The sequence below is a fragment of the Burkholderia sp. AU15512 genome (genome assembly GCF_002223325.1).
In the GTDB taxonomy this organism is placed as follows: domain Bacteria; phylum Pseudomonadota; class Gammaproteobacteria; order Burkholderiales; family Burkholderiaceae; genus Burkholderia.
Window position 1 is genome coordinate 555567 of record NZ_NKEX01000004.1, and the last position, 20254, is coordinate 575820.

19 protein-coding genes are annotated in these 20254 nt (G+C 68.3%); 8 read left to right on the forward strand and 11 right to left on the reverse strand.

Going from position 1 to position 20254, the window contains the following annotated elements; all coding sequences use genetic code 11:
• Window positions 1-546: 546 nt before the first annotated feature.
• On the forward strand, window positions 547-2070 hold the full coding sequence (ilvA, locus tag CFB43_RS15170; protein ID WP_089495623.1) for a threonine ammonia-lyase, biosynthetic: 1524 nt from the start codon (window positions 547-549) through the stop codon (window positions 2068-2070).
• A gap of 11 nt (window positions 2071-2081) precedes the next feature.
• On the forward strand, window positions 2082-2906 hold the full coding sequence (gene queF / locus CFB43_RS15175; protein WP_089495624.1) for an NADPH-dependent 7-cyano-7-deazaguanine reductase QueF: 825 nt from the start codon (window positions 2082-2084) through the stop codon (window positions 2904-2906).
• 110 nt (window positions 2907-3016) lie between these two features.
• Here the strand turns inward: queF and CFB43_RS15180 are convergent, their stop codons facing one another.
• From CFB43_RS15180 to CFB43_RS15195, 4 genes are all read right to left on the reverse strand, one after another.
• Window positions 3017-3436: a bleomycin resistance protein gene (locus CFB43_RS15180; protein WP_089495625.1), complete on the reverse strand. Its 420-nt coding sequence runs from the start codon at window positions 3434-3436 to the stop codon at window positions 3017-3019.
• 174 nt (window positions 3437-3610) lie between these two features.
• Window positions 3611-3997, reverse strand: coding sequence for a RidA family protein (locus CFB43_RS15185; RefSeq protein ID WP_011353171.1), 387 nt, complete (start codon window positions 3995-3997; stop codon window positions 3611-3613).
• Window positions 3998-4121: 124 nt separating this feature from the next.
• Window positions 4122-5603: an N-acyl-D-amino-acid deacylase family protein gene (locus tag CFB43_RS15190; RefSeq protein WP_089495626.1), complete on the reverse strand. Its 1482-nt coding sequence runs from the start codon at window positions 5601-5603 to the stop codon at window positions 4122-4124.
• Window positions 5604-5605: 2 nt separating this feature from the next.
• Entirely contained in the window at window positions 5606-6544 is a 939-nt protein-coding gene (locus CFB43_RS15195; protein ID WP_089495627.1) for a MurR/RpiR family transcriptional regulator, read from the reverse strand.
• A gap of 120 nt (window positions 6545-6664) precedes the next feature.
• Between CFB43_RS15195 and CFB43_RS15200 the strand changes: the two genes are divergently transcribed.
• Complete coding sequence (locus tag CFB43_RS15200) at window positions 6665-7945, forward strand: amino acid deaminase (protein ID WP_089495628.1); 1281 nt, start codon at window positions 6665-6667, stop codon at window positions 7943-7945.
• A 166-nt stretch (window positions 7946-8111) separates the two neighbouring features.
• Window positions 8112-8693, forward strand: a complete 582-nt coding sequence (locus CFB43_RS15205) for a DJ-1/PfpI family protein (protein ID WP_021161332.1) — start codon at window positions 8112-8114, stop codon at window positions 8691-8693.
• Window positions 8694-8781: 88 nt separating this feature from the next.
• Here CFB43_RS15205 and CFB43_RS15210 read toward each other — a convergent pair whose 3' ends face one another.
• Window positions 8782-9228, reverse strand: coding sequence for a MarR family winged helix-turn-helix transcriptional regulator (locus tag CFB43_RS15210; protein ID WP_089426316.1), 447 nt, complete (start codon window positions 9226-9228; stop codon window positions 8782-8784).
• Between the two features lie 26 nt (window positions 9229-9254).
• The gene (locus tag CFB43_RS15215) at window positions 9255-10850 is read right to left on the reverse strand and encodes an MDR family MFS transporter (RefSeq protein ID WP_089495629.1); all 1596 of its coding nucleotides are present in this window, start codon (window positions 10848-10850) and stop codon (window positions 9255-9257) included.
• Between the two features lie 107 nt (window positions 10851-10957).
• Between CFB43_RS15215 and CFB43_RS15220 the strand changes: the two genes are divergently transcribed.
• Window positions 10958-11800 (forward strand): EcsC family protein, encoded by an 843-nt coding sequence (locus CFB43_RS15220; protein WP_089495630.1) that lies wholly within the window; start codon window positions 10958-10960, stop codon window positions 11798-11800.
• Here the strand turns inward: CFB43_RS15220 and CFB43_RS15225 are convergent.
• The 5 genes from CFB43_RS15225 to CFB43_RS15245 all read right to left on the reverse strand — a co-directional run bounded on the left by CFB43_RS15225 (window position 11770) and on the right by CFB43_RS15245 (window position 17114).
• A complete protein-coding gene (locus tag CFB43_RS15225; RefSeq protein ID WP_089495631.1) occupies window positions 11770-12732 on the reverse strand; it encodes an alpha/beta hydrolase in 963 nt (320 codons plus the stop codon). The two genes, CFB43_RS15220 and CFB43_RS15225, sit on opposite strands and share 31 nt — an antisense overlap.
• Window positions 12733-12821: 89 nt before the next feature.
• Window positions 12822-13256, reverse strand: coding sequence for a CHRD domain-containing protein (locus tag CFB43_RS15230; RefSeq protein ID WP_046544429.1), 435 nt, complete (start codon window positions 13254-13256; stop codon window positions 12822-12824).
• A gap of 368 nt (window positions 13257-13624) precedes the next feature.
• Window positions 13625-14398: a class II aldolase/adducin family protein gene (locus CFB43_RS15235; protein WP_089495632.1), complete on the reverse strand. Its 774-nt coding sequence runs from the start codon at window positions 14396-14398 to the stop codon at window positions 13625-13627.
• A gap of 148 nt (window positions 14399-14546) precedes the next feature.
• Window positions 14547-16172, reverse strand: coding sequence for a phospholipase D family protein (locus CFB43_RS15240; protein ID WP_089495633.1), 1626 nt, complete (start codon window positions 16170-16172; stop codon window positions 14547-14549).
• A 225-nt stretch (window positions 16173-16397) separates the two neighbouring features.
• Complete coding sequence (locus CFB43_RS15245) at window positions 16398-17114, reverse strand: FadR/GntR family transcriptional regulator (protein WP_069248848.1); 717 nt, start codon at window positions 17112-17114, stop codon at window positions 16398-16400.
• A 134-nt stretch (window positions 17115-17248) separates the two neighbouring features.
• Between CFB43_RS15245 and CFB43_RS15250 the strand changes: the two genes are divergently transcribed.
• From CFB43_RS15250 to CFB43_RS15260, 3 genes are read left to right on the forward strand one after another with little or no spacing between them, the layout of a single operon-like run.
• Entirely contained in the window at window positions 17249-18046 is a 798-nt protein-coding gene (locus CFB43_RS15250; RefSeq protein ID WP_089495634.1) for a (Fe-S)-binding protein, read from the forward strand.
• The gene (locus CFB43_RS15255) at window positions 18043-18762 is read left to right on the forward strand and encodes a LutC/YkgG family protein (protein WP_089495635.1); all 720 of its coding nucleotides are present in this window, start codon (window positions 18043-18045) and stop codon (window positions 18760-18762) included. The genes CFB43_RS15250 and CFB43_RS15255 overlap by 4 nt, the downstream gene beginning before the upstream one ends.
• Window positions 18759-20204, forward strand: coding sequence for a LutB/LldF family L-lactate oxidation iron-sulfur protein (locus tag CFB43_RS15260; RefSeq protein ID WP_089495636.1), 1446 nt, complete (start codon window positions 18759-18761; stop codon window positions 20202-20204). The genes CFB43_RS15255 and CFB43_RS15260 overlap by 4 nt, the downstream gene beginning before the upstream one ends.
• Window positions 20205-20254: the final 50 nt, after the last annotated feature.

Sequence of the window (20254 nt, forward strand, 5' to 3'; positions counted from 1 at the left end):
CCGTGCACGGGCGTCGGCAAGCGCGTAGGCGCAATCTTGGGGAAATCTGTTCTGTTACCAGGCGCGCGGCTGTCCTTCATGGGGCCGGAGCGGGCGACTCGCCCCTCCTGGCCGGCGACAGGGCCTGGCGGCACTCGGAACGATCAGCACGATCGCGCGCGGCGCGCATGCCGTTCGGCCGCGGGGCTGGCTGCGCGCGGCGTCGGCTTCAACGGTGCGATCCGAGGGTGCCTCTGCATCTTCCGATCCTTGATTCAAAACGGAATTCTAACCCATGATCGGGCCACGCGTGACACGTCGGACAGGTCGTGGGGCTATCCCCGCAAGCCGCGCCAGGCCTGGCTCGGCGCGATTTCGCGCGATCATTCGCCGTCCGTCCGGTCGGTAACCGTGCGGTTAAGCCGGTAAAAAAGGCCGCGCGCGCGCCGACGCCCCGCCTGCACGGCCCCGCGAACACCGGCTCGGCATGCCGCTTGCGTGCAGGCAGACCCTTGGCGCTATCATTGATCCTTTACCGTCTGCTTTCCGCACTGCACGCGAGCGCCCATGGCATCCCACGATTACCTGAAGAAAATCCTCACCGCGCGCGTCTACGACGTCGCGATCGAGACGGAACTCGAATCCGCCCGCAACCTGTCGGCCCGCCTGCGCAACGCCGTCTACCTGAAGCGCGAGGACAACCAGCCGGTGTTCTCGTTCAAGCTGCGCGGCGCGTACAACAAGATGGCGCACATTCCGGCGGAAGCACTCGCGCGCGGCGTGATTACGGCGTCGGCCGGCAATCACGCGCAGGGTGTCGCGTTCTCGGCGGCCCGGATGGGCGTCAAGGCCGTGATCGTCGTGCCCGTCACGACGCCGCAGGTGAAGGTCGATGCGGTGCGTGCGCACGGTGGCCCGAGCGTCGAGGTGATCCAGGCCGGTGAGTCTTATAGCGACGCGTATGCACACGCGGTCAAGGTGCAGGAAGAGCGCGGCCTCACGTTCGTCCACCCGTTCGACGATCCGTACGTGATCGCCGGTCAGGGCACGATCGCGATGGAAATCCTGCGCCAGCACCAGGGCCCGATCCACGCGATCTTCGTGCCGATCGGCGGCGGCGGGCTCGCGTCCGGCGTCGCGGCCTACGTGAAGGCGGTGCGCCCGGAGATCAAGGTGATCGGCGTGCAGGCCGAGGATTCGTGCGCGATGGCGCAGTCGCTGGAAGCCGGCAAGCGTGTCGAGCTGAGCGAGGTCGGCCTGTTCGCGGACGGCACCGCCGTGAAGCTGGTCGGTGAGGAAACCTTCCGGCTCTGCAGCGAATACCTCGACGGCGTCGTGACGGTGAACACCGACGCACTGTGCGCGGCGATCAAGGACGTATTCCAAGATACGCGCAGCGTGCTCGAGCCGTCCGGCGCGCTCGCGGTCGCGGGCGCGAAGCTCTACGCGGAACGTGAAGGCATCGAGAACGAGACGCTCGTCGCGGTCACGTCCGGCGCGAACATGAACTTCGACCGGATGCGCTTCGTCGCCGAGCGTGCGGAAGTGGGTGAAGCGCGCGAAGCCGTGTTCGCGGTCACGATCCCCGAGGAGCGCGGCAGCTTCAAGCGCTTCTGCTCGCTCGTCGGCGACCGCAACGTCACCGAGTTCAACTACCGGATCGCCGATGCGCAGGCCGCGCACATCTTCGTCGGCGTGCAGATCAAGCGCCGCGGCGAATCGGCCGAGATCGCCGCGAACTTCGAATCGCATGGCTTCAAGAGCGTCGACCTGACGCACGACGAGCTGTCGAAGGAACACATCCGCTACATGGTGGGCGGCCGCTCGCCGCTCGCGCTCGACGAGCGCCTGTTCCGCTTCGAATTCCCGGAGCGCCCGGGCGCGCTGATGAAGTTCCTGTCGTCGATGGCGCCGGACTGGAACATCAGCCTGTTCCACTACCGCAACCAGGGCGCGGACTACAGCTCGATCCTCGTGGGGCTGCAGGTGCCGCAGGCCGATCGCGCCGAATTCGAACGCTTCCTCGCGGCACTCGGCTATCCGTATGTCGAGGAGAGCGCCAACCCGGCTTACCGCCTCTTCCTGTCGTAAAGGCGTCACGCATGAATCCCGAACATTCCCCGCTCGGCAAGGCCACCGTCTACGCCGCCCAGTACGACGCGTCGCTGCTGTTCCCAATCCCGCGCGCCGGCGCGCGCGAGCAGCTCGGCATCAAGTCGGCGCTGCCGTTCTTCGGCACCGACATCTGGAACGCCTACGAGCTGTCGTGGCTCAACGCGCGCGGCAAGCCGCAGATCGCGGTGGCGACGTTCTACGTGCCGGCCGAATCGCCTAACATCGTCGAATCGAAGTCGTTCAAGCTGTATCTCGGCTCGTTCGCGCAGACGAAGTTCGATTCGATCGACGCAGTGCGCGACGTGCTGAAGCGCGACGTGTCGGCCGCGTGCGGCGCGACCGTCTCCGTGCAGCTCGTGTCGCCGCACGATTTCGGCAAGCTCGAGATGGACGAGCTCGACGGGCTGTCGCTCGACCGGCTCGACCTCGACACCGACGTGTACGAACCCGATCCGTCGCTGCTGTCGGCCGCTGAAGACGAAGCGCCGGTCGAGGAAACGCTCGTGTCCGACCTGCTGCGCTCGAACTGCCCCGTCACCGGCCAGCCCGACTGGGGCAGCGTGCAGATCCACTACGTCGGGCCGCAGATCGACCACGCGGGCCTGCTGCGCTACATCATCTCGTTCCGCAACCACACGGGCTTTCACGAGCAGTGCGTCGAGCGGATCTTCCTCGACATCCTGCACGCATGCAAACCGGTGAAGCTCGCGGTGTATGCGCGCTATACGCGCCGCGGCGGGCTCGACATCAATCCGTTCCGCACCAACTACAACCAGCCGATGCCGGATAACGCGCGTAATGCGCGGCAGTAACGGCGGCGGGCGGCCGCCGCGGTTCGAAGTTGGCGACGCGCGGTGACCAACCCAGACAAAAACAGCCCGGCCGGGCTGTTTTTCAATGTGTAGAGGCGCGCGGACAGCCCTCATCCACTCGCCGGCCGCTCCGGAAGAATCTCCACCAGGCGCAACAAGTAGCCGTCGGGATCCTGCACAAGCATCTCGATCTGGCCATGCTCGATCTCGTCCTCCCGATACCAGGACGTGCGCGGCTCGACGAACAGCGTCACGCCCGCGGCATGAATCCTGTCGAGGATGGGATCGAGCGAATCGACCTCGATCTGAAAGTTGATCCCGCGCCCGAGCGGAGGCTCCAGCGGGCCGGTCAGCCAGCTCTCCGGGCTGTACTGCTCGAGCATCAACTGCGCGCCCCCGATCTCGAGATAGGCGAAACCGTCTTCCGGACGCTCGAAGCGGATCCGGAATCCGAGCACGTCACGATAGAAGCGAACGCTTCCGGCAAGGTCCGAGCAGATCAGCTCCGGCACCAGCGCAGCCCATTCCATGCATGTCCTCCCCATAAGGTCATGCGGCACATTACATGAACGGACGGGATGCGTTGCGGCGGTTGTGGCCTCGGAGGCGCCATCGGCCAGTCGACCGGTGCCCTGCACATGAAAAACGGGCCCGGCGCACGTGAATGCGCCGGGCCCGTTGCGTAGCGGCTCGCCGTGGCGGCGTTACTTCGCCGGCGCCTTGTACGCGATGCAGTCGACCTCGACCTTGCAGTCGATGACCATGCTCGACTGCACGCACGCGCGTGCCGGCGGATGCTCGCCGAAGTACGAAATGAACACCTTGTTGAACGACGCGAAATCGCGCGCATCGTCGAGCCACACGCCGCAGCGCACGACGTGCTCGAGGCCGTAACCGGCTTCCTTCAGGATCGCGATCACGTTTTCGATCGTCTGCTTCGACTGCGTGACGATGCCGCCTTCGACAACCTCGCCGTTCACCATCGGCGTCTGGCCCGACACGTACAGCCAGCCGTCGGCCTCGACCGCGCGTGCGAACGGCATCACCTGGCCGCCCGTGCCCTTCGCTTCGCCTACGCCATATCGCTTCATCGTTTCTCTCCTTGTTTGTCGGCCGGAGCCGGCGCTTCAGCGCCTGCTCCGGCCCCATGCAACGCACGGTTACGGATGCGCGCACCGACGACGGCGCGCGCGGCAGATCGGACAACCACCGCGTTCAGAACGCGGCGTCGGCACTCGCCGGCACGCGCTCGCCGCGCGCGACGAAGCCGCCGGCGCGCTCGCCGGTCGGCTGGCCGTTTTCATAAGTGAGCACGCCGTTCACCCACACGGCGTCGATCCCGTGCGCGGGCTGCTGCGGCTTCTCGAACGTCGCGGCATCGATCACGCTCGCCGGGTCGAACAGCACGAGATCCGCGTGGTAGCCCACATGCACCTCGCCACGCCGCGCGATCCCGTAGCGGCGCGCGGACAGCGACGTCATCTTGCGGATCGCCTCCTCGAGCGGCAGCAGGTTCGTGTCGCGCACGTAGTGGCCGAGCACGCGCGGGAACGCGCCCCACAGCCGCGGATGCGGCAGCGGATCGTTCGGCAGGCCGTCGGAGCCGACCATCGTCGCGGGATGCGACAGGATCCGGCGCACGTCGTCCTCGGACATGTTGTGGTACACGGCGCCCGCCGGGCGGATGCGCTGCGCGGCCTCCTGCTCGGTCACACCCCACTCGGCCGCGATCGCCTTCAGCAGCTTGCCCGCCACTTCCGGGTGCGGCTCCGACCACGTGATCGTGATGTCGATGTCGCCCGTCACCTGCTTCAGGTCGAGCGTCGACGAGCTGCGGCTATACGGATAGCAGTCGCAGCCGACCGGCTGGTAGCGGCGCGCGCCTTCGAGCGACGCGAGCACCTCGGTGCTGCGGCCCCAGTTCGACGGGCCCGCGCACTTCAGGTGCGAGATCACGACCGGCACGCGCGCATGGCGGCCGACCTGGTACGCCTCTTCCATCGCATCGAGGATCGCGTCGAACTCGGTGCGCATGTGCGTGGTGTACAGCGCGCCCGCATTCGCGAGCGGCTCGGCGAGCGCCATCACCTCTTCGGCCGGCGCCGCGAACGCGGAACCGTACGCGAGGCCCGACGACAGGCCGAGCGCACCGTTCGCGAGCGCCTCCTCGAGCTGCGCGCGCATGCCGGCGATCTCGCCGTCGGTCGCCGCGCGGTCGAGGCGGTCCATCTGGTTGTTGCGCAGCGCCGTGTGGCCGACGAGCGCCGCGACGTTTACGGCCGGACGCGCGTCGTTCACGGCCGCGACGTAGTCGGCGAAGGTCGGGTACTGGAACGCGCCGCGCTCGCCGAGGAGGTTCATCGGATCGGGCGGATCGCCCGCGAGCGTCACCGGCGACGCGCTGATCCCGCAGTTGCCGACGATCACGGTCGTCACGCCCTGCGAGATCTTCGGGATCATCTCCGGTGCGCGGATCACGTGCGTGTCGTCGTGCGTGTGCACGTCGACGAAGCCCGGCGCGAGCGCGCGGCCGTTCGCATCGACGACATTTTCAGCAAGCCAGTTCGACAGGTTGCCGATCGCCGCGATCATGCCGTTGCGGATCGCGACGTCGCGCGTGACGGGCGGCGCGCCGGTACCGTCGTAAAGCTGCGCGCCGACGATCAGCGTATCGGCGGCTTCGGGATGCGAATGCATGGTCAGTCTCCTACCGGTTGACGGTCTCCGCCGCCGCGATGCGCATCGAGCGCATGCTTGATGCGACGCAGCGATTCTCGGCCCGCATCGCCGAGCCGCAATGCGACTCCGGTGACGAGCACGTCGATCGCCATCATCATCGCGTAACGCGATGTCGACGGCTTGTAAATGAAATCGGTTTCGAACGCGACGACCGGGATCAGGTGGTCGGCCAGCTTCGCGAGCGGCGACGCCGGCGCGGTGATCGCGATCAGCTTCGCGCCGTAGCGCTTCGCGAGCCGACAGCTTTCGAGCAGTTCGGGCACGCGGCCGCTCACCGACAGCGCGACGACGACGGTGTCGCGCGACAGCGTCGCGGCCACCATCCGCTGCAGCACGCTGTCCTGGTAGCTCGCGACCGGCCGGCCGAAGCGCACGAGCCGGAAGCGCAACTCGTCGGCGAGCGCGGTCGAGCCGCCGCCCTGCCCGTACACGTAGGTCATCTTCGCGGCGGCGAGCAGGTCGGCCGCTGCGTCGAACGACGTATTGCGCAGCAACTGATGGTTGTGCGCGAGCGCGACGCGGATCTCGTCGTAGACCATCGACGCGGGGCTCGTATCGTCGGCCGGCGTGTCGTCGGACGGCACCAGAAAACGCTGGCCGACGGCCGCCGCCTGCGCGACGAGCACCTTCAGTTCGCGCACGTCGCGGCAGCCGACCGCCTTCGCGAAACGCGTGACCGTCGCGACGCTGACCTCCGCGTCGCGTGCCAGCGCGCCGATGCTGGCATGCGCGGCGCGCGCCAGGTCGGCGAGGATGAACGCGGCGACCTTGCGCTCGGCTTCGCGCAGCTCGGGCGCACATTCGGCGATCCGCGCGACGATGTCGAGCACCGGCGGAGCGGCCGGCGCCGGATGAAGCTCGGCTGCGAGCGGGGCGGACGGGGTGGCGGGCGTATTCATCTGCGGAAAAAGGGTGCGAGGCTCGATGTTACTAAATAACATCACCGCGCCGATGCTACTTTCTGTACCATCGGCGTGTCAACTTCAGTGCAATGCATAGTGATGATGGAGCGGGATGACATGAAAGTTACAAACTATCAGGAAGCGACGATCGATCCGTTCGGCAAGGGCCTCGGCAATCTGCCCAGCGCGAGCGTGCCGCTCGGCGAAGCAGGCCGTCTCGAGTGGAACTTGCTTGCGGAAGACGTCAGCCTGCCGGCCGCCGTGCTTTACGAGGATCGCATCGAACACAACCTGAACTGGATGCAGGCCTTCGTCCAGAAGTACGGCGTCAAGTTCGCGCCGCACGGCAAGACGACGATGGCGCCGCAACTGTTCCGCCGCCAGCTCGACGCCGGCGCGTGGGGCATCACGCTCGCGACCGCGCACCAGACGCAGGCCGCGTATCACGGCGGCGTGCGCCGCGTGCTGCTCGCGAACCAGCTCGTCGGCCGCCAGAACATGACGATCATCGCCGGGCTGTTGTCCGATCCCGATTTCGAATTCTTCTGCCTCGTCGATTCGGCGGAGAGCGTCGACCAGCTCGGCCGCTTCTTCGGTGCGCTGAAGAAGCCGCTGAACGTGCTGCTCGAGCTCGGCGTGCCGGGCGGCCGCGCGGGCGTGCGCGACGCCGCGCAACGCGAGGCCGTGCTCGCCGCGATCGCGCGCTATCCGGACACGCTGAAGCTGGTCGGTATCGAACTCTACGAAGGCGTGCTGAAGGAAGAAGGCGAGATCCGCACGTTCCTGCAGGAAGCGGTCGCGCTCACGCGCGAGCTGGCCGAAGCCGGCCGCTTCGCGCGTACGCCGGCGATCCTGTCCGGCGCCGGTTCGGCGTGGTACGACGTGGTCGCGGAGGAATTCGCGAAGGCGTCGAACGCTGGCTTCGCGGAAGTCGTGCTGCGTCCAGGCTGCTACCTGACGCACGATGTCGGCATCTACAAGAAGGCGCAGACCGACGTGTTCGCGCGCAACCCGATCGCACGCACGATGGGCGAAGGGCTGCTGCCCGCGCTGCAACTGTGGGCCTACGTGCAGTCGGTGCCGGAGGCGGACCGCGCGATCGTCGCGCTCGGCAAGCGCGACGCGGCGTTCGACGCGGGGCTGCCGGAGCCGGCGCGCCACTTCCGCCCGGGCCGCGACACCGCGCCGCGCGACGTCGCCGCCACCGAAGGCTGGGCCGTCACCGGGATGATGGACCAGCACGCGTACCTGCAGATCCCGCCGGGCGCGGACGTGAAAGTGGGCGACATGGTCGCGTTCGACATCTCGCACCCGTGCCTGACGTTCGACAAGTGGCGCCAGGTGCTCGTGCTCGATCCGCAGTTCAGCGTGACGGAAGTCGTCGAAACCTTCTTCTGACGCCCGTCGCGCACAACGTGCACCACCGCCCCGCCGCTCGCGCGGGGCGGCCGTCACGCGCGCTTCAAGCGGCCGGAGTACACTGCGCTTTCGTCCTCGGGGCCCCACGCGGGCGTGGCACTTGCCTGTCGCGCGGGCCCTCAACGCAGCTCCACTGGAGAAAGCCATGGCCGCGAAGAAGATCCTGTTCCTGACCGGCGATTTCGCCGAAGACTACGAAACGATGGTGCCGTTCCAGGCGCTGCAGGCCGTCGGCCACCACGTCGATGCAGTCTGCCCGGGCAAGCGCGCGGGCGACAAGATCAAGACCGCGATCCACGATTTCGAGGGCGACCAGACCTACACCGAGAAGCCCGGCCACCAGTTCACGCTGAACGCGGCGTTCGACGACGTCGACGCATCGCGCTACGACGCGCTCGCGATCGCGGGCGGCCGCGCGCCCGAATACCTGCGACTCGATCCGAAGGTGATCTCGCTCGTGCGCGAGTTCGCCGAAGCCGGCAAGCCGATCGCCGCGATCTGCCACGCGGCGCAACTGCTCGCGGCCGCCGACGTGATTCGCGGCAAGCGCATCTCGGCCTACCCGGCCTGCGCGCCCGAGGTGAAGCTCGCCGGCGGCGAATACGCGGACATCCCGGTCGATGCGGCCGTGACCGACGCGCCGTTCGTCACTGCGCCCGCGTGGCCCGCGCATCCGGCGTGGCTCGCACAGTTCCTCGCGCTGCTGGGCACGCGCATCGAGCTTTGAACCCGCTTCTGAGCGTAAGTGAATTGAGATGAGATGAAGGGCCGGGCCGGCGGCGGATGCGCGCCGCCCTGCCCGCCCTGCCCGCGCTTCAGCGCGCGGCCGGCGTCGAGCCGACGTCCGCGATCCGCGACTCCAGCATCGCCAGCGCGCCCGACAGCGCAGTCAGCACGTCGTCCGGCAATTGCGCCATCGTCTGTTCGAGAAACGCCTTGCGGCGCGGCAGGCACGCGTCGAACGCGGCGCGGCCGTCGTCCGTCAGCGTCACGTTGGTCACGCGATTGTCGCGTGCGTCGGATTCGCGCTGGATCCAGCCGAGCGCGTCGAGCGACTTCAACTGGCGCGTGAGCGCGCCGGGATCGACGCGCAGCACTTCGACGAGCTTCTTCTGCGACGAATGCCCGCCCATCGTGTGCAACGCGACCATGATGCGCCAGCGCGGCATCGGTTGCCCGACGTGCGCCTCGAACGCGGTCATGAATGCGCGATACGTGCGTCCGAATTGCTGCAAGATCGCGACGCGGTCCTGTTCTTCCATGCGCTCAGTTCTACTCGTTCAATCGTTCAGTCGGCCGCGACATGCGGTTCGATCTTGTGCCGCAGCGCGATCGGCGGCACGCGGCGGCACTGCCACACCGACACCACGGCGACGACCGCCGCCATCGCGACGCCCAGGTGAATCGCGCCGACGAGCGATTCGCGGGCCGCTTCCAGCAGCAGCGCGCCATTATGCCCGGCGCGCGTCAGCTCCGCGACGAGACCGCCCTGCGCGGCACGATCGATCAGGATCTGCGGATCGGCGAGCTGCGCATGCCATTGCATCGCATGGTCGGCCGACAGCGCATTGCGCACGCCGCTCGAATACATCTGGTTGACGAGCGTGCCGGTGAGCGCGGTGCCGACCATCCCGCCAACCATCCGCAGCGACTGCAGCAACGCCGTGGCGATACCGAGATGCTCGCGGCCGGCCGTCTGCTGCGCGAAGACGGTGAGGTTCGGCAGCACGAAGCCGAGCCCGATGCCGCCCGCGACCATCAGCGCCATCAGCAGCCACTTCGGCGTCGTGTGGGTCGACACGACGATGCCCGCGCAGGTGATTGCGAACAGCACGAAGCCGACGTGCAGCATCGCGTTCGGGTTGCGGATGCGCGTGACGACCCGGCCGTTCATGATGCTGCCGATCGTGATGAACACGACGAGCGGCGTGATCACGAGCCCCGCCTCCTTCGGCGACATCCCGAACCCGCCCTGGAACAGCAGCGGCGCGTAGAACAGCAACGAGAACATCGAGAAACCGGCGAGGATCGCCAGCACGAAGAGTGCCGACAGCGCGCGGTTGCCGAACATGTCGAACGGCAAGATCGGCTGCGCGCAACGCTTCTCCCAGTGCCACAGGCCGAAACCGGCCGCGACCGCGACGACGAGCAGCAGCGACGCCCAGCTCGCAACGCCGTACTTCGGCAGCCATTCGACGAACAGCTGCAGCGCGCCGAGCGACAGCGCGATCAGCAGCGCGCCCGGCCAGTCGAGCCGCATCTTGCGATCGTGCTCGACGTGGCGCAGGTGCGGCAGGTAGCGCCACACGAACAGCAGCGACAGCAGGCCGACCGGCAGGTTCACGTAGAACACCGAACGCCAGCCGAACGACTGGGTCAGCACGCCGCCGAGCGACGGGCCGACCGCGTTCGCGATGCCGAACGCGGAGCTCATCAGCACCTGCCAGCGCAGCCGCACGACGGAATCGGGGAACAGGTCGGGAATGCACGCGAACGCGGTGCCGACCAACATCCCGCCGCCGATCCCCTGCAGCCCGCGCGCGAGCACGAGCATCAGCATGTCGTTCGCCATCCCGCACAGCACGGACGCACCGGTGAACACGACGATCGACGCGATGACGAACGGCTTGCGGCCGTAGTAGTCGCCGAGCCGGCCGAAGATCGGCACCGTGATCACGGAACTGAGCAGGTACGAGGTCGCGACCCACGCGTACAGGTCGAAACCGCGAAGCTCGGCGACGATGGTCGGCAGCGCGGTGCCGACGACGGTCTGGTCGAGCGCGACCAGCATGGTGACGAATGAGATCCCGATCATCGCCAGCAGCGATTCACGGAACGGCAGGACTTGCCCGCTCGAATGGTGGGCGGCAGTATGGACGGCCATTTTTTGTTGGCGCAACTTTTGACGAGTCAAACAATCTCAAAATTCTAGCATGCCGGAGTAATCTAGGCTGGCGACGGTCAAACCGAACCAGACCGCCAAGGAGAAAGATGGAACCGATTTCAATCACCCCCGCGACCACGCTGTCCCAGGAGGATCGGGACGCGCTGTGGCGCGCGAAGCAGGTGCTGGAAAGCCCGTCGCTGACGATGAAGCTGACGGGCATGCTCGGCGCGCCGGTCGAGAAAATGATCGCCCGGCTGCCGGATTTCGCGACCGGCAAGATCAACGACGCGACGCAGCTCGCGCTGCGCAAGTGCCTGAACATCGCACTGCGCACGCTCGGCAAGCCGCCCGGGCCCGACGCCGAGCCCGACAAGCCGAGCAACCTGCTGCACAAGCTCGCGGTGGCGACGACCGGCGCGGCGGGCGGCGCGTTCGGCTTTCTCGCGCTGCCGGTCGAGCTGCCGGTGACGACGACGCTGATCTTCCGCTCGGTGTGCGACATCGCGCGCAGCGAGGGCGAAGACCTGAGCTCGGTCGATACGCAGTTGCAATGCCTGGCCGTGCTCGGCATGGGCGGCAACCCGGACAAGCAGGAAGAGGACGCCGATCTCGGCTATTTCGTGCTGCGCGGCGCGCTCGCGCAGGCGATCTCGAAGGCGTCGTCCGACATTACGACGAAGGGCATCGCCGCGCACAGCTCGGCGGCCGTGTTCAAGCTCGTGCAGACGGTGGCGTCGCGCTTTTCGGTGCAGGTGACCGAGCAGATGGCCGCGAAGTCGATTCCGGCGATCGGCGCCGTGCTCGGCGCGACCGTCAATACGCTGTTCATCGACCACTTCCAGCAGATGGCGCACGGCCACTTCACCGTGCGCCGGCTCGAGCGCAAGTACGGCTCGGTGGCCGTCAAGGCCGCCTATCAGGCGATCGACGCCTCGCCGGCACGCTGAACCGCACGCTCGACCGCGACGCGGCGCAGGAACGCGGCCGCGCGGTCGAGCGCGTCACGTGCTTCCGGCACCATCGGCGCGTACAGCTGCCACACGTGCGGCATGTCGGGCCACACCTCGATCTCCACCGCGACCCCGGCCGCCTTCGCCTTCTCGGCGACGCGGCGTGAATCGTCGAGCAGCACCTCGGTGCTGCCGACCTGGATATACAGCGGCGGCAGGCCCGCGAAATCCGCATAGAGCGGCGATGCGTACGGATTCGTGCCCGGCTCGTCGCCCAGGTACAGCTTCGCGGCCTTCGGCAGCGCCGCGCCCGCGAACATCGGATCGGCGCCGTCGTTCGTGCGCAGCGTCGCGCCGGTGGCGGCGAGGTCGGTCCACGGCGAGAACAGGATCGCGCCGGCCGGCAGCGGCTCGCCGCGGTCGCGCAGCGCGACGAGCGTCGCAAGCGCGAGGCCGCCGCCCGCCGAATCGCCGCCGAGCACGATCGACTCGGGCGGCGTGCCGAGCGCCAGCAGTTGCCGGTACGCGGCCAGCGCATCGTCGAGCGCGGCCGGGAAGCGGTGCTCGGGCGCCAGCCGGTAGTCGAGCGAGAACGAGCGCACGCCCGCGCGCTTCGTCAGGCCGAACACGAGCGGACGGTGGGTCTTCGTCGAACAGAAGTAATAGCCGCCGCCGTGGAAGTACAGCAGCGTGCGGCCGGGGCCGCGGCCTGCAACCGAGTCGGTGCGTTCGAGCCATTCGCCGCGCAGCGGCGCATCGGCCACGCCGTAACACTGGCGCAGCCGGTAGCCCGACGGCGCACGGCGCGGCACATACATTCTCAAGTCGGTAAAGCGCCGTGCGCGAGCGGGATCGAGTACCTCACGCGTGGTCTCGGGACGGAACTGCCAGCGCAGCAGCCAGCAGGCGAACTTGCTTTGCCAACTCATCGGACGCACTCCGTAATCACAGTGTGACGATGGTACGTGCGATCGCTCCCGCACCACTCGACAGGTGCCTCTACATTAAACGCCGGCGCTCAGTTCGCCGGCATCACCTGGCCGCGGATCTCGCCGGCCGGGTGCTCCTTCGTATGGACGTTGAAATACCATTTGCCGCCCATCAGGTCGGTGACTTGCGCGTCGGTGAGTTCCTTCGAGCCCTTGATCGGGCTCGCCAGCTCCTCCTTCGGAATCGGCACCTGCACGCCCGCGTTCTGGCCGACCGGCGCCGGCCCGTGGAAGTGCGCGGCGGTGGCCGGCCCCGTGAGGTGTTCGTAAGTGACCTTCCACTGCAGCATGTGCGTGGCCGTGTCGTAGGTGGCTTCGACGTCGCCCGAGCCCTTGGTCGCCGTGGGCGGCACCTCACTCGACGGCTGGAGATTGGCGGACAGGCGCACCGTTTCGGCGGCGGCGCTGCCGGCGGCGAGCACGCCCGCGAGTAACGCGACCTGGAGCAAACGCAGCTTGAGCATGGACTCTCCTTGTACGACGTTGTACGCCGCCCGAGCGGGGGCGCCAGATAGGATGGTAGTCGATCGCCGCCGCTCCGGGAGTCCACCGAACGGCCATGCAGCGAATCGCCGCACCGCGCCCGGCCGACCCGCTCACGCGACGCACGGCGCATCAGTCTGCATCAACCTGGAATGGACCTTTGCAGCCAGGTGACTGAATCGGCGCGTAGCCTTTCGCTACACTTCGTCTCACAGTTGCTTGTTTCCTTCGTCCGAAGGAGTCTGCGAGTATTCACGCGGCCGCCCGGCCGCGTTTTTTTTTGCGCACGCCGCCGTCGGATCCGGTTCACCCCGTATCAGGCACGACGAAGCGAGCGCACCGCTTCACGTCACGCGCGATAGCCCGGATCGATGCGATCGACGATCCGCTGCAGCGCGTCGAACGCGTCCTGCCCCGCGCCATGCTTCGGATCGAAATTCAGCGAATCGCGCACACACCCTTCGAGCACCGGCGGCGCGATCGGCAGCGCGTCGCCGATCGCATGCGTGGCGACCTGCACCTCACATGCACGATTGAGCAGCCACATCAGCGAGAAGGTCTGCGCGAGCGTCGCGCCGATCGTCACGGGCCCATGGTTGCGCAACAGCAGCACCGGCCGCCAGCCGGCGCTCTCGACGATGCGCCGCCCCTCTTCGAGATGCACGGTGATGCCCTCGAAGTCGTGATACGCGATCTTCCCGTACAGCTGCGCCGAATAGAAATTGGAGAACGACAGCCCGTCGCGCGAACAGCACACGGCCATCGTCGGCGTCGTGTGCACGTGCATCACGCAGTGCGCATCGGGCAGCGCCGCATGGATCGCGCTGTGGAACGTGAAGCCGGCCGGGTTGATCGGCCAGTCGGAATGACCGATCACGTTGCCGTCGATGTCGATCTTCACGAGGTTCGACGCGCAAACCTCGCGGTAATGGAGCCCGAACGGGTTGATCAGGAAATGACCATCCTCGCCCGGCACGCGCAGCGAGATATGGTTGTAGATCAGCTCGGTCCAGCCGAGATGGTCGAAGATGCGGTAAGCCGCCGCGAGCTGCACGCGCGCCTGCCATTCGGCTTCGGAGAAACGGGCGGGACGCGTGAACGGCTGGTTCGGGACACGTTGCATGGGGGAACTCCGGTTGCGGGTGTGCGCGGCACGCGTGGCGCAGCCGCCCGGCGGCGCTGTCGCGCACGCCACATTAGTTGCGCACACAACCATATCACGCTTCCCCGAGCACCGGAAACGCGGGTTTAGCCGGAGCGCTTCCGTCCCCTTAAAGCTGGTCGTCCACCGGCAGCAGCATGAACATGCCGGTCATCACGTTGCGCAGCAGCCCCGCGTGCGGATCGACGTGATAGGTGGTCGGCTGGCCGTTGTCGATGCCCGTCCATTCGAGTTCGGGCGACCCGCCGCCCGCCGGCGTGACGAGGCTCACGCGGTAGCTTTCATCCGGCCGGGTCACGCGCGCGAAGATCGTCGCGACCTGCTGCGCGAGCGCCGGGCTGTGGATCACGAGCGCCAGTTCGGTGTTCAGGTGCGCGGAACGCGGATCGAGGTTCATCGAGCCGATCACGAGGATCGTCCGGTCGATCACGTACGCCTTCGCATGCAGGCTCGCCCGCGAGCGCGACCCGAACAGGCGCGCGCGCGGCTGACCCGGCTGCGCCTTGAACTCGTACAGCTCGACGCCGTGCCGCAGCAACGGCACGCGATACGGACCATAGCCGGCTTGCACGGCGACCGCGTCGGTCGCGGCGAGCGAATTCGTCAGGATCGCGACGCGCACGCCGCGCGCGGTCGCGTCGCCGAGGATCTTCACGCCCGCGTCGTGCGGCACGAAATACGGCGAGAACGCGAGAAATTCCTGCTGCGCGCCGCGCGTGAGTTCCACCAGGCGCTGCATCGGCGGGCTCACGTACGCGTCGGTCGGCTGCGCGACCTTGTCGGGCGCATCGACCTTGAACTCGGCCGGTGCCCAGACAAGCGCGAGTTCGTCGCGCGCGATCTGCTGCGCGAGCGGCGACGCGTTCAGCGGCTTCGCGTTGTACGGCTCGGCGTTCGTGCGCCAGTGGGCGCGCAGCTCGTCGCGCGTCGCGTCGAGGTCCTTCGGATCGAACGACTGGTGATTCAGCACGCGCAGCGGATAGCTGCTCGCGCTCGACCAGTACGCGTCGAAGCTCGCCGAGACGTCGTTCGTCACGGGGCCGGCGGCCAGCACGTCGAGATCGCGGAACTGCAGCGTCGGGCTCGCGTTGAAGTATTCGTCGCCGAGATTGCGGCCGCCGACGATCGCGATCTGGTTGTCCGCGATCATCGCCTTGTTGTGCATCCGGCGCGTGAAGCTGTCGATGCGCGTGAAGAAATTGGCCGTGCGCTCGACCATGCCCTGCTGCGACGCGCCGAACGGGTTGAACACACGGATCTCGATGTTCGGGTGCGTGTTCAGCGCGGCCATGATGCGATCGATGTCGCGGAAATTCAGGTCGTCGACCAGCATCCGCACGCGCACACCGCGATCGGCCGCGTACAGCGCCGCGGCGAGCAGCAGCTTGCCGGTCGTGTCCTCGGTCGCGATGTAGTACTGCATGTCGAGCGTCTTCGTCGCGGCGCGCGCGAGCGCGATGCGCATCTGCAGCGCCTCGGCACCTTCCGGCAGCAGCCGGAAACCGGACTGGCCCGGATGCGCGGCCTCGGGCGCGGCCAGCGCGTCGCGCAGCGGCGTCGCGGTATCGGGCGGCAACGCGTGGGAGACCGGGCGCTCGAGCGTGGTGGCGGGCGGATGCGTCGCGCAGGCGGCGACGAGCGACAACAGCACACCGACGGCCAGCGCGCGGGCCTGGCGGCAGGCGGCGCGCCACGACAGCGCGGCCGGTGCGCGCCGGATCAAAGAGGTAAACACGGAAACTTCCTCGACTGGCGGAACCAAAGTCCCGCATGCGCCGCGGCGCGCGGCTGGCGCGCGGTTCCGGCCGATTCTAGTGGGCGCCCGATGAACCGGTCAATCGCGCGGGGCGCCGCCGGCAGCTTCAGCCCACGGATGGCCGCCCGCCTGCCGGGCACCGATGCCCCGCCGCTCCGGAGTCGCCCGCCGGACGGGTCACGCACCAAAGCGGCCCAACCAATTTCATGCTCCATCGCCGCTGCGCTCGAAATGGCTGCGCACATAGTCGATATGCGTCTGCATCGCGGTGCGCGCCTCCTCGGGCCGTTGCGCGCAGATCGCGTCGCACACGACGCGGTGCTGCAGCAACAGCAGCTCGGACGCCTGCTCGTCGTGCGTCGTCATGCCCGCCACGTTGATCGAGATGTGCTCGCGCAGCATCCCGATCACGCTGGTATGCAGGTGCAGGAACATCGTGTTGTGCGACGCGAGCGCGATCGCCTCGTGCAGCTTCGCGTCGGTCGCGGCTTCGACGGCCGCGGCGCCGTTCGCGTGCGCGGTTTCGAGCTCGCGCAGCAGCGCCCGGATCCGGCGCCGGTCGTTCGCATCGGCGCGCAGCGCGGCGAAATAGGCGGTCGCGCCTTCGAGCACGCGGCGGAATTCGAGGATGTCGTCGCGCAGCGCCGGGTGATCGGCGACCAGCTGACCCCACGGCGACGCGATACCGGCGCGCAACTGGTCCGTCACGTAGACGCCCGCGCCGCGCCGGCTCTGCAGCAGCCCGCGCGCAACGAGCCGCTGGGTCGCCTCGCGCACCGTATTGCGCGCGACGCCGTATTCCTGCGCGAGCACGCGCTCGGCCGGCAGGCGCGCGCCGGCCGGCCAGGTGCCGTCGAGCAGCGCCGTCTCGATCTTGCGCATCACCACTTCGGTCCGGCCCCGTGCCGTCATCGCTGCCATCGTCGCGTCTCCCCGCGGAATGCCTTCCGCGCCGATTGGCCCAACCAATTTGAGCTGCGGCGCCGTCGCGGGAATTATGCAGCGAAATCGTCGTCCCGCATCCGCATGCCGGGCCGTCGCCTCTGGAGCGAGACATGAACGAAAGGCAGTACCCCGTCGCCGCCGCGCACGTCTACCTGTTCGCGACCTGCCTGGTCGACCTGTTCGTCCCCGAAGCCGGGCTCGACGCGGTCCGCCTGCTGGAACGCGAAGGCCTGACCGTCCACTATCCGCGCGGCCAGAGCTGCTGCGGGCAGCCGGCCTACAGCAGCGGCAATCCCGACGAGGCACGCCGCGTCGCGGCCGCTCAGCTCGACCTGTTCGCCGAACCGTGGCCCGTGATCGTCCCGTCCGGCTCGTGCGGCGGCATGATCCGGCACCATTGGCCGGCGCTGTTCGCCGACGATCCCGTCCACGGCCCCAAGGCGCGTGCGATTGCGGAACGCACCTACGAACTCACCGAATTCCTCGTACACGTGCTCGACGTGCGGCTCGATGCGCTCGCCGCGCCGGCCGGCGCCGACGAGCGCGTGGTGCTGCACACGTCGTGCGCGGCCCGCCGCGAGATGGGCACGCGCGTGCACGGCGTCGCGCTCGTCGACGCGTTGCCGGGCGTGACGCGCATCGAACACGAACGCGAATCCGAGTGCTGCGGCTTCGGCGGCACGTTCTCGCTGAAGCATCCCGACATCTCCGGCGCGATGGTGCGCGACAAGGTCGCATCGGCCTGCGCGACGGGCTGCGACCGGCTCGTGTCCGCCGACTGCGGCTGCCTGCTGAACATCGGCCACGCGGCCGACCAATCCGGCGCGCCGCTGCCGGTCGAGCACCTCGCCAGCTTCCTGTGGCGGCGCACGGCCGGCGCCGCATCGCTGCGCGGAGACAAGCGATGAGCGCGCGCGACGCCATCCTCCAGCGGCTGCGCGCCGCCGCCCCGGGTGTCGCCGCCGAGGCCGCCCCCGCGCTCGACGCGCGCATCGACACGCATTACGACATGCGCCGCATGCAAACCGAGACGGCACACGAACCGCACACACTTGCCCTCACGATGCAGGCCGCGCTCGCCGCGTCGCACGCGGACGTCTGGTGCGCGACCGGCGACGAGTGGCCCGCTCAGCTCGCCGCGCGGCTCGCCGAGGCCGGCGTGCGCCGCCTGCTGCTCGACCCGGCCCGTGCCGAATCCGCGGCGCTCGCCCGCGCGCTGCCCGACACGGTCGTGCCGGTGCCGTTCGACCGGCCGATCGACGCATGGAAGACCGAACTGTTCGACACGATCGACGCGGGCTTCACCGTTGCGCGCTCGGGCATCGCCGCCACCGGCACCGTCGTGCTCGCACCCGATGCCGGCACGCCGCGCACGGTGTCGCTGGTGCCGCCGCTGCATGTCGCGCTCGTCCATGCGAACACGCTGCACCCCGACCTGCACGCGGCCGTGCACACGGAGCGCTGGCACGCCGGCATGCCGACCAACCTCGTGCTGGTATCGGGCCCGTCGAAAACCTCCGACATCCAGCAGACGCTCGCCTATGGCGCACACGGCCCGCGCCGCCTGTGGGTCGTGATCGTCACCGATACGGCCGCCACCGCCAGCGAGGCTCTCCCGCAATGAACGACCAGACGCTGCACTTCGTCGCCCCCGGCGACTTCAAGGCCCGCGCGCGCGCCGCGCTCGACGATCCCGCACTGCGCAAGAGCTTTCGTGGTGCGATGGACTTCCTGCAAGGCAAGCGCGCGACGCAGTTCCCCGACGACGCGGAGCTGCAACAGTTGCGCGACCTAGGCGAAGCCGTGCGGCAGCACGCGCTCGCGCAATTGCCCGCCCTGCTCGAACGGCTGGAAACGAAGCTCACCGAAGCAGGCGTGCACGTGCACTGGGCGGAGACGGCCGCCGAAGCGAACGCGATCGTGCTCGGCATCGCGCAGGCGAAGAAGGCGCGCCGCGTGATCAAGGGCAAGTCGATGGCGAGCGAGGAAATCGAGCTGAACCACGCCCTCGCGGAGCGCGGCGTCGACTGCATCGAATCCGACATGGGCGAATTCATCGTGCAGCTCGCGGGCGAGAAGCCGTCGCATATCGTGATGCCGGCGATCCACAAGACGCGCGGCGACATCGCCGAGCTGTTCGAGGCGCACATCCCCGGCACGCGCTACACCGAGGACGTCGACGAGCTGATCCAGACCGGCCGGCGCGCGCTGCGCCGCGCGTTCGCCGAGGCGGACATCGGCCTGTCCGGCGTGAATTTCGCGGCGGCCGACACGGGCACGCTGTGGCTCGTCGAGAACGAAGGCAACGGCCGCCTGTCGACGACGGTGCCCGATACGCACGTCGCGATCATGGGGATCGAGAAGGTCGTCGAGAAGCTCGAGCACATCGTGCCGCTGTCGAGCCTGCTCACGCGCTCGGCCACCGGCCAGGCGATCACGACCTACTTCAACCTGATCTCGGGCCCGCGCCGCGACGGCGAACGCGACGGCCCGCGCGAGCTGCATCTCGTGCTGCTCGACAACGGCCGCACGCAGGCCTACGCGGACGAGCAACTGCGCGCGACGCTGCAGTGCATCCGCTGCGGCGCGTGCATGAACCACTGCCCCGTCTATACGCGCATCGGCGGCCACGCCTACGGCACGACCTACCCGGGCCCGATCGGCAAGATCATCTCGCCGCACCTGCTCGGCCTCGACGCGACGGCCGACCTGCCGACCGCATCGACGCTGTGCGGCGCCTGCGGCGAGGTGTGCCCGGTGCGGATCCCGATCCCGCAACTGCTCGTGCGGCTGCGCACCGAAGCGAACCGCAAGCCTAACGAGCCCGTCGCGCATCCGCTGCGCGGCCAGGGCGCGAACTACAACCGCGCGGAAGACCTCGTGTGGCGCTTCTGGTCGGGGGCGTTCGCGCATCCGCGTGCATACCGCGCGTTCCGCTGGACCGCGACGCGGCTGCGTGCGCTGACGCCGGCAAAACAGATGGGCTGGACGCAACACCGCACGCCGCTCGAACCGGCGCCGCGCAGCCTGTCCGACCTGCTGCGCGCCCGCGGCCAACCCGAATAGCCGTTTCGTTTCTCAAGCCGTATCGACAAAAACCTATGGAGGAGACATCC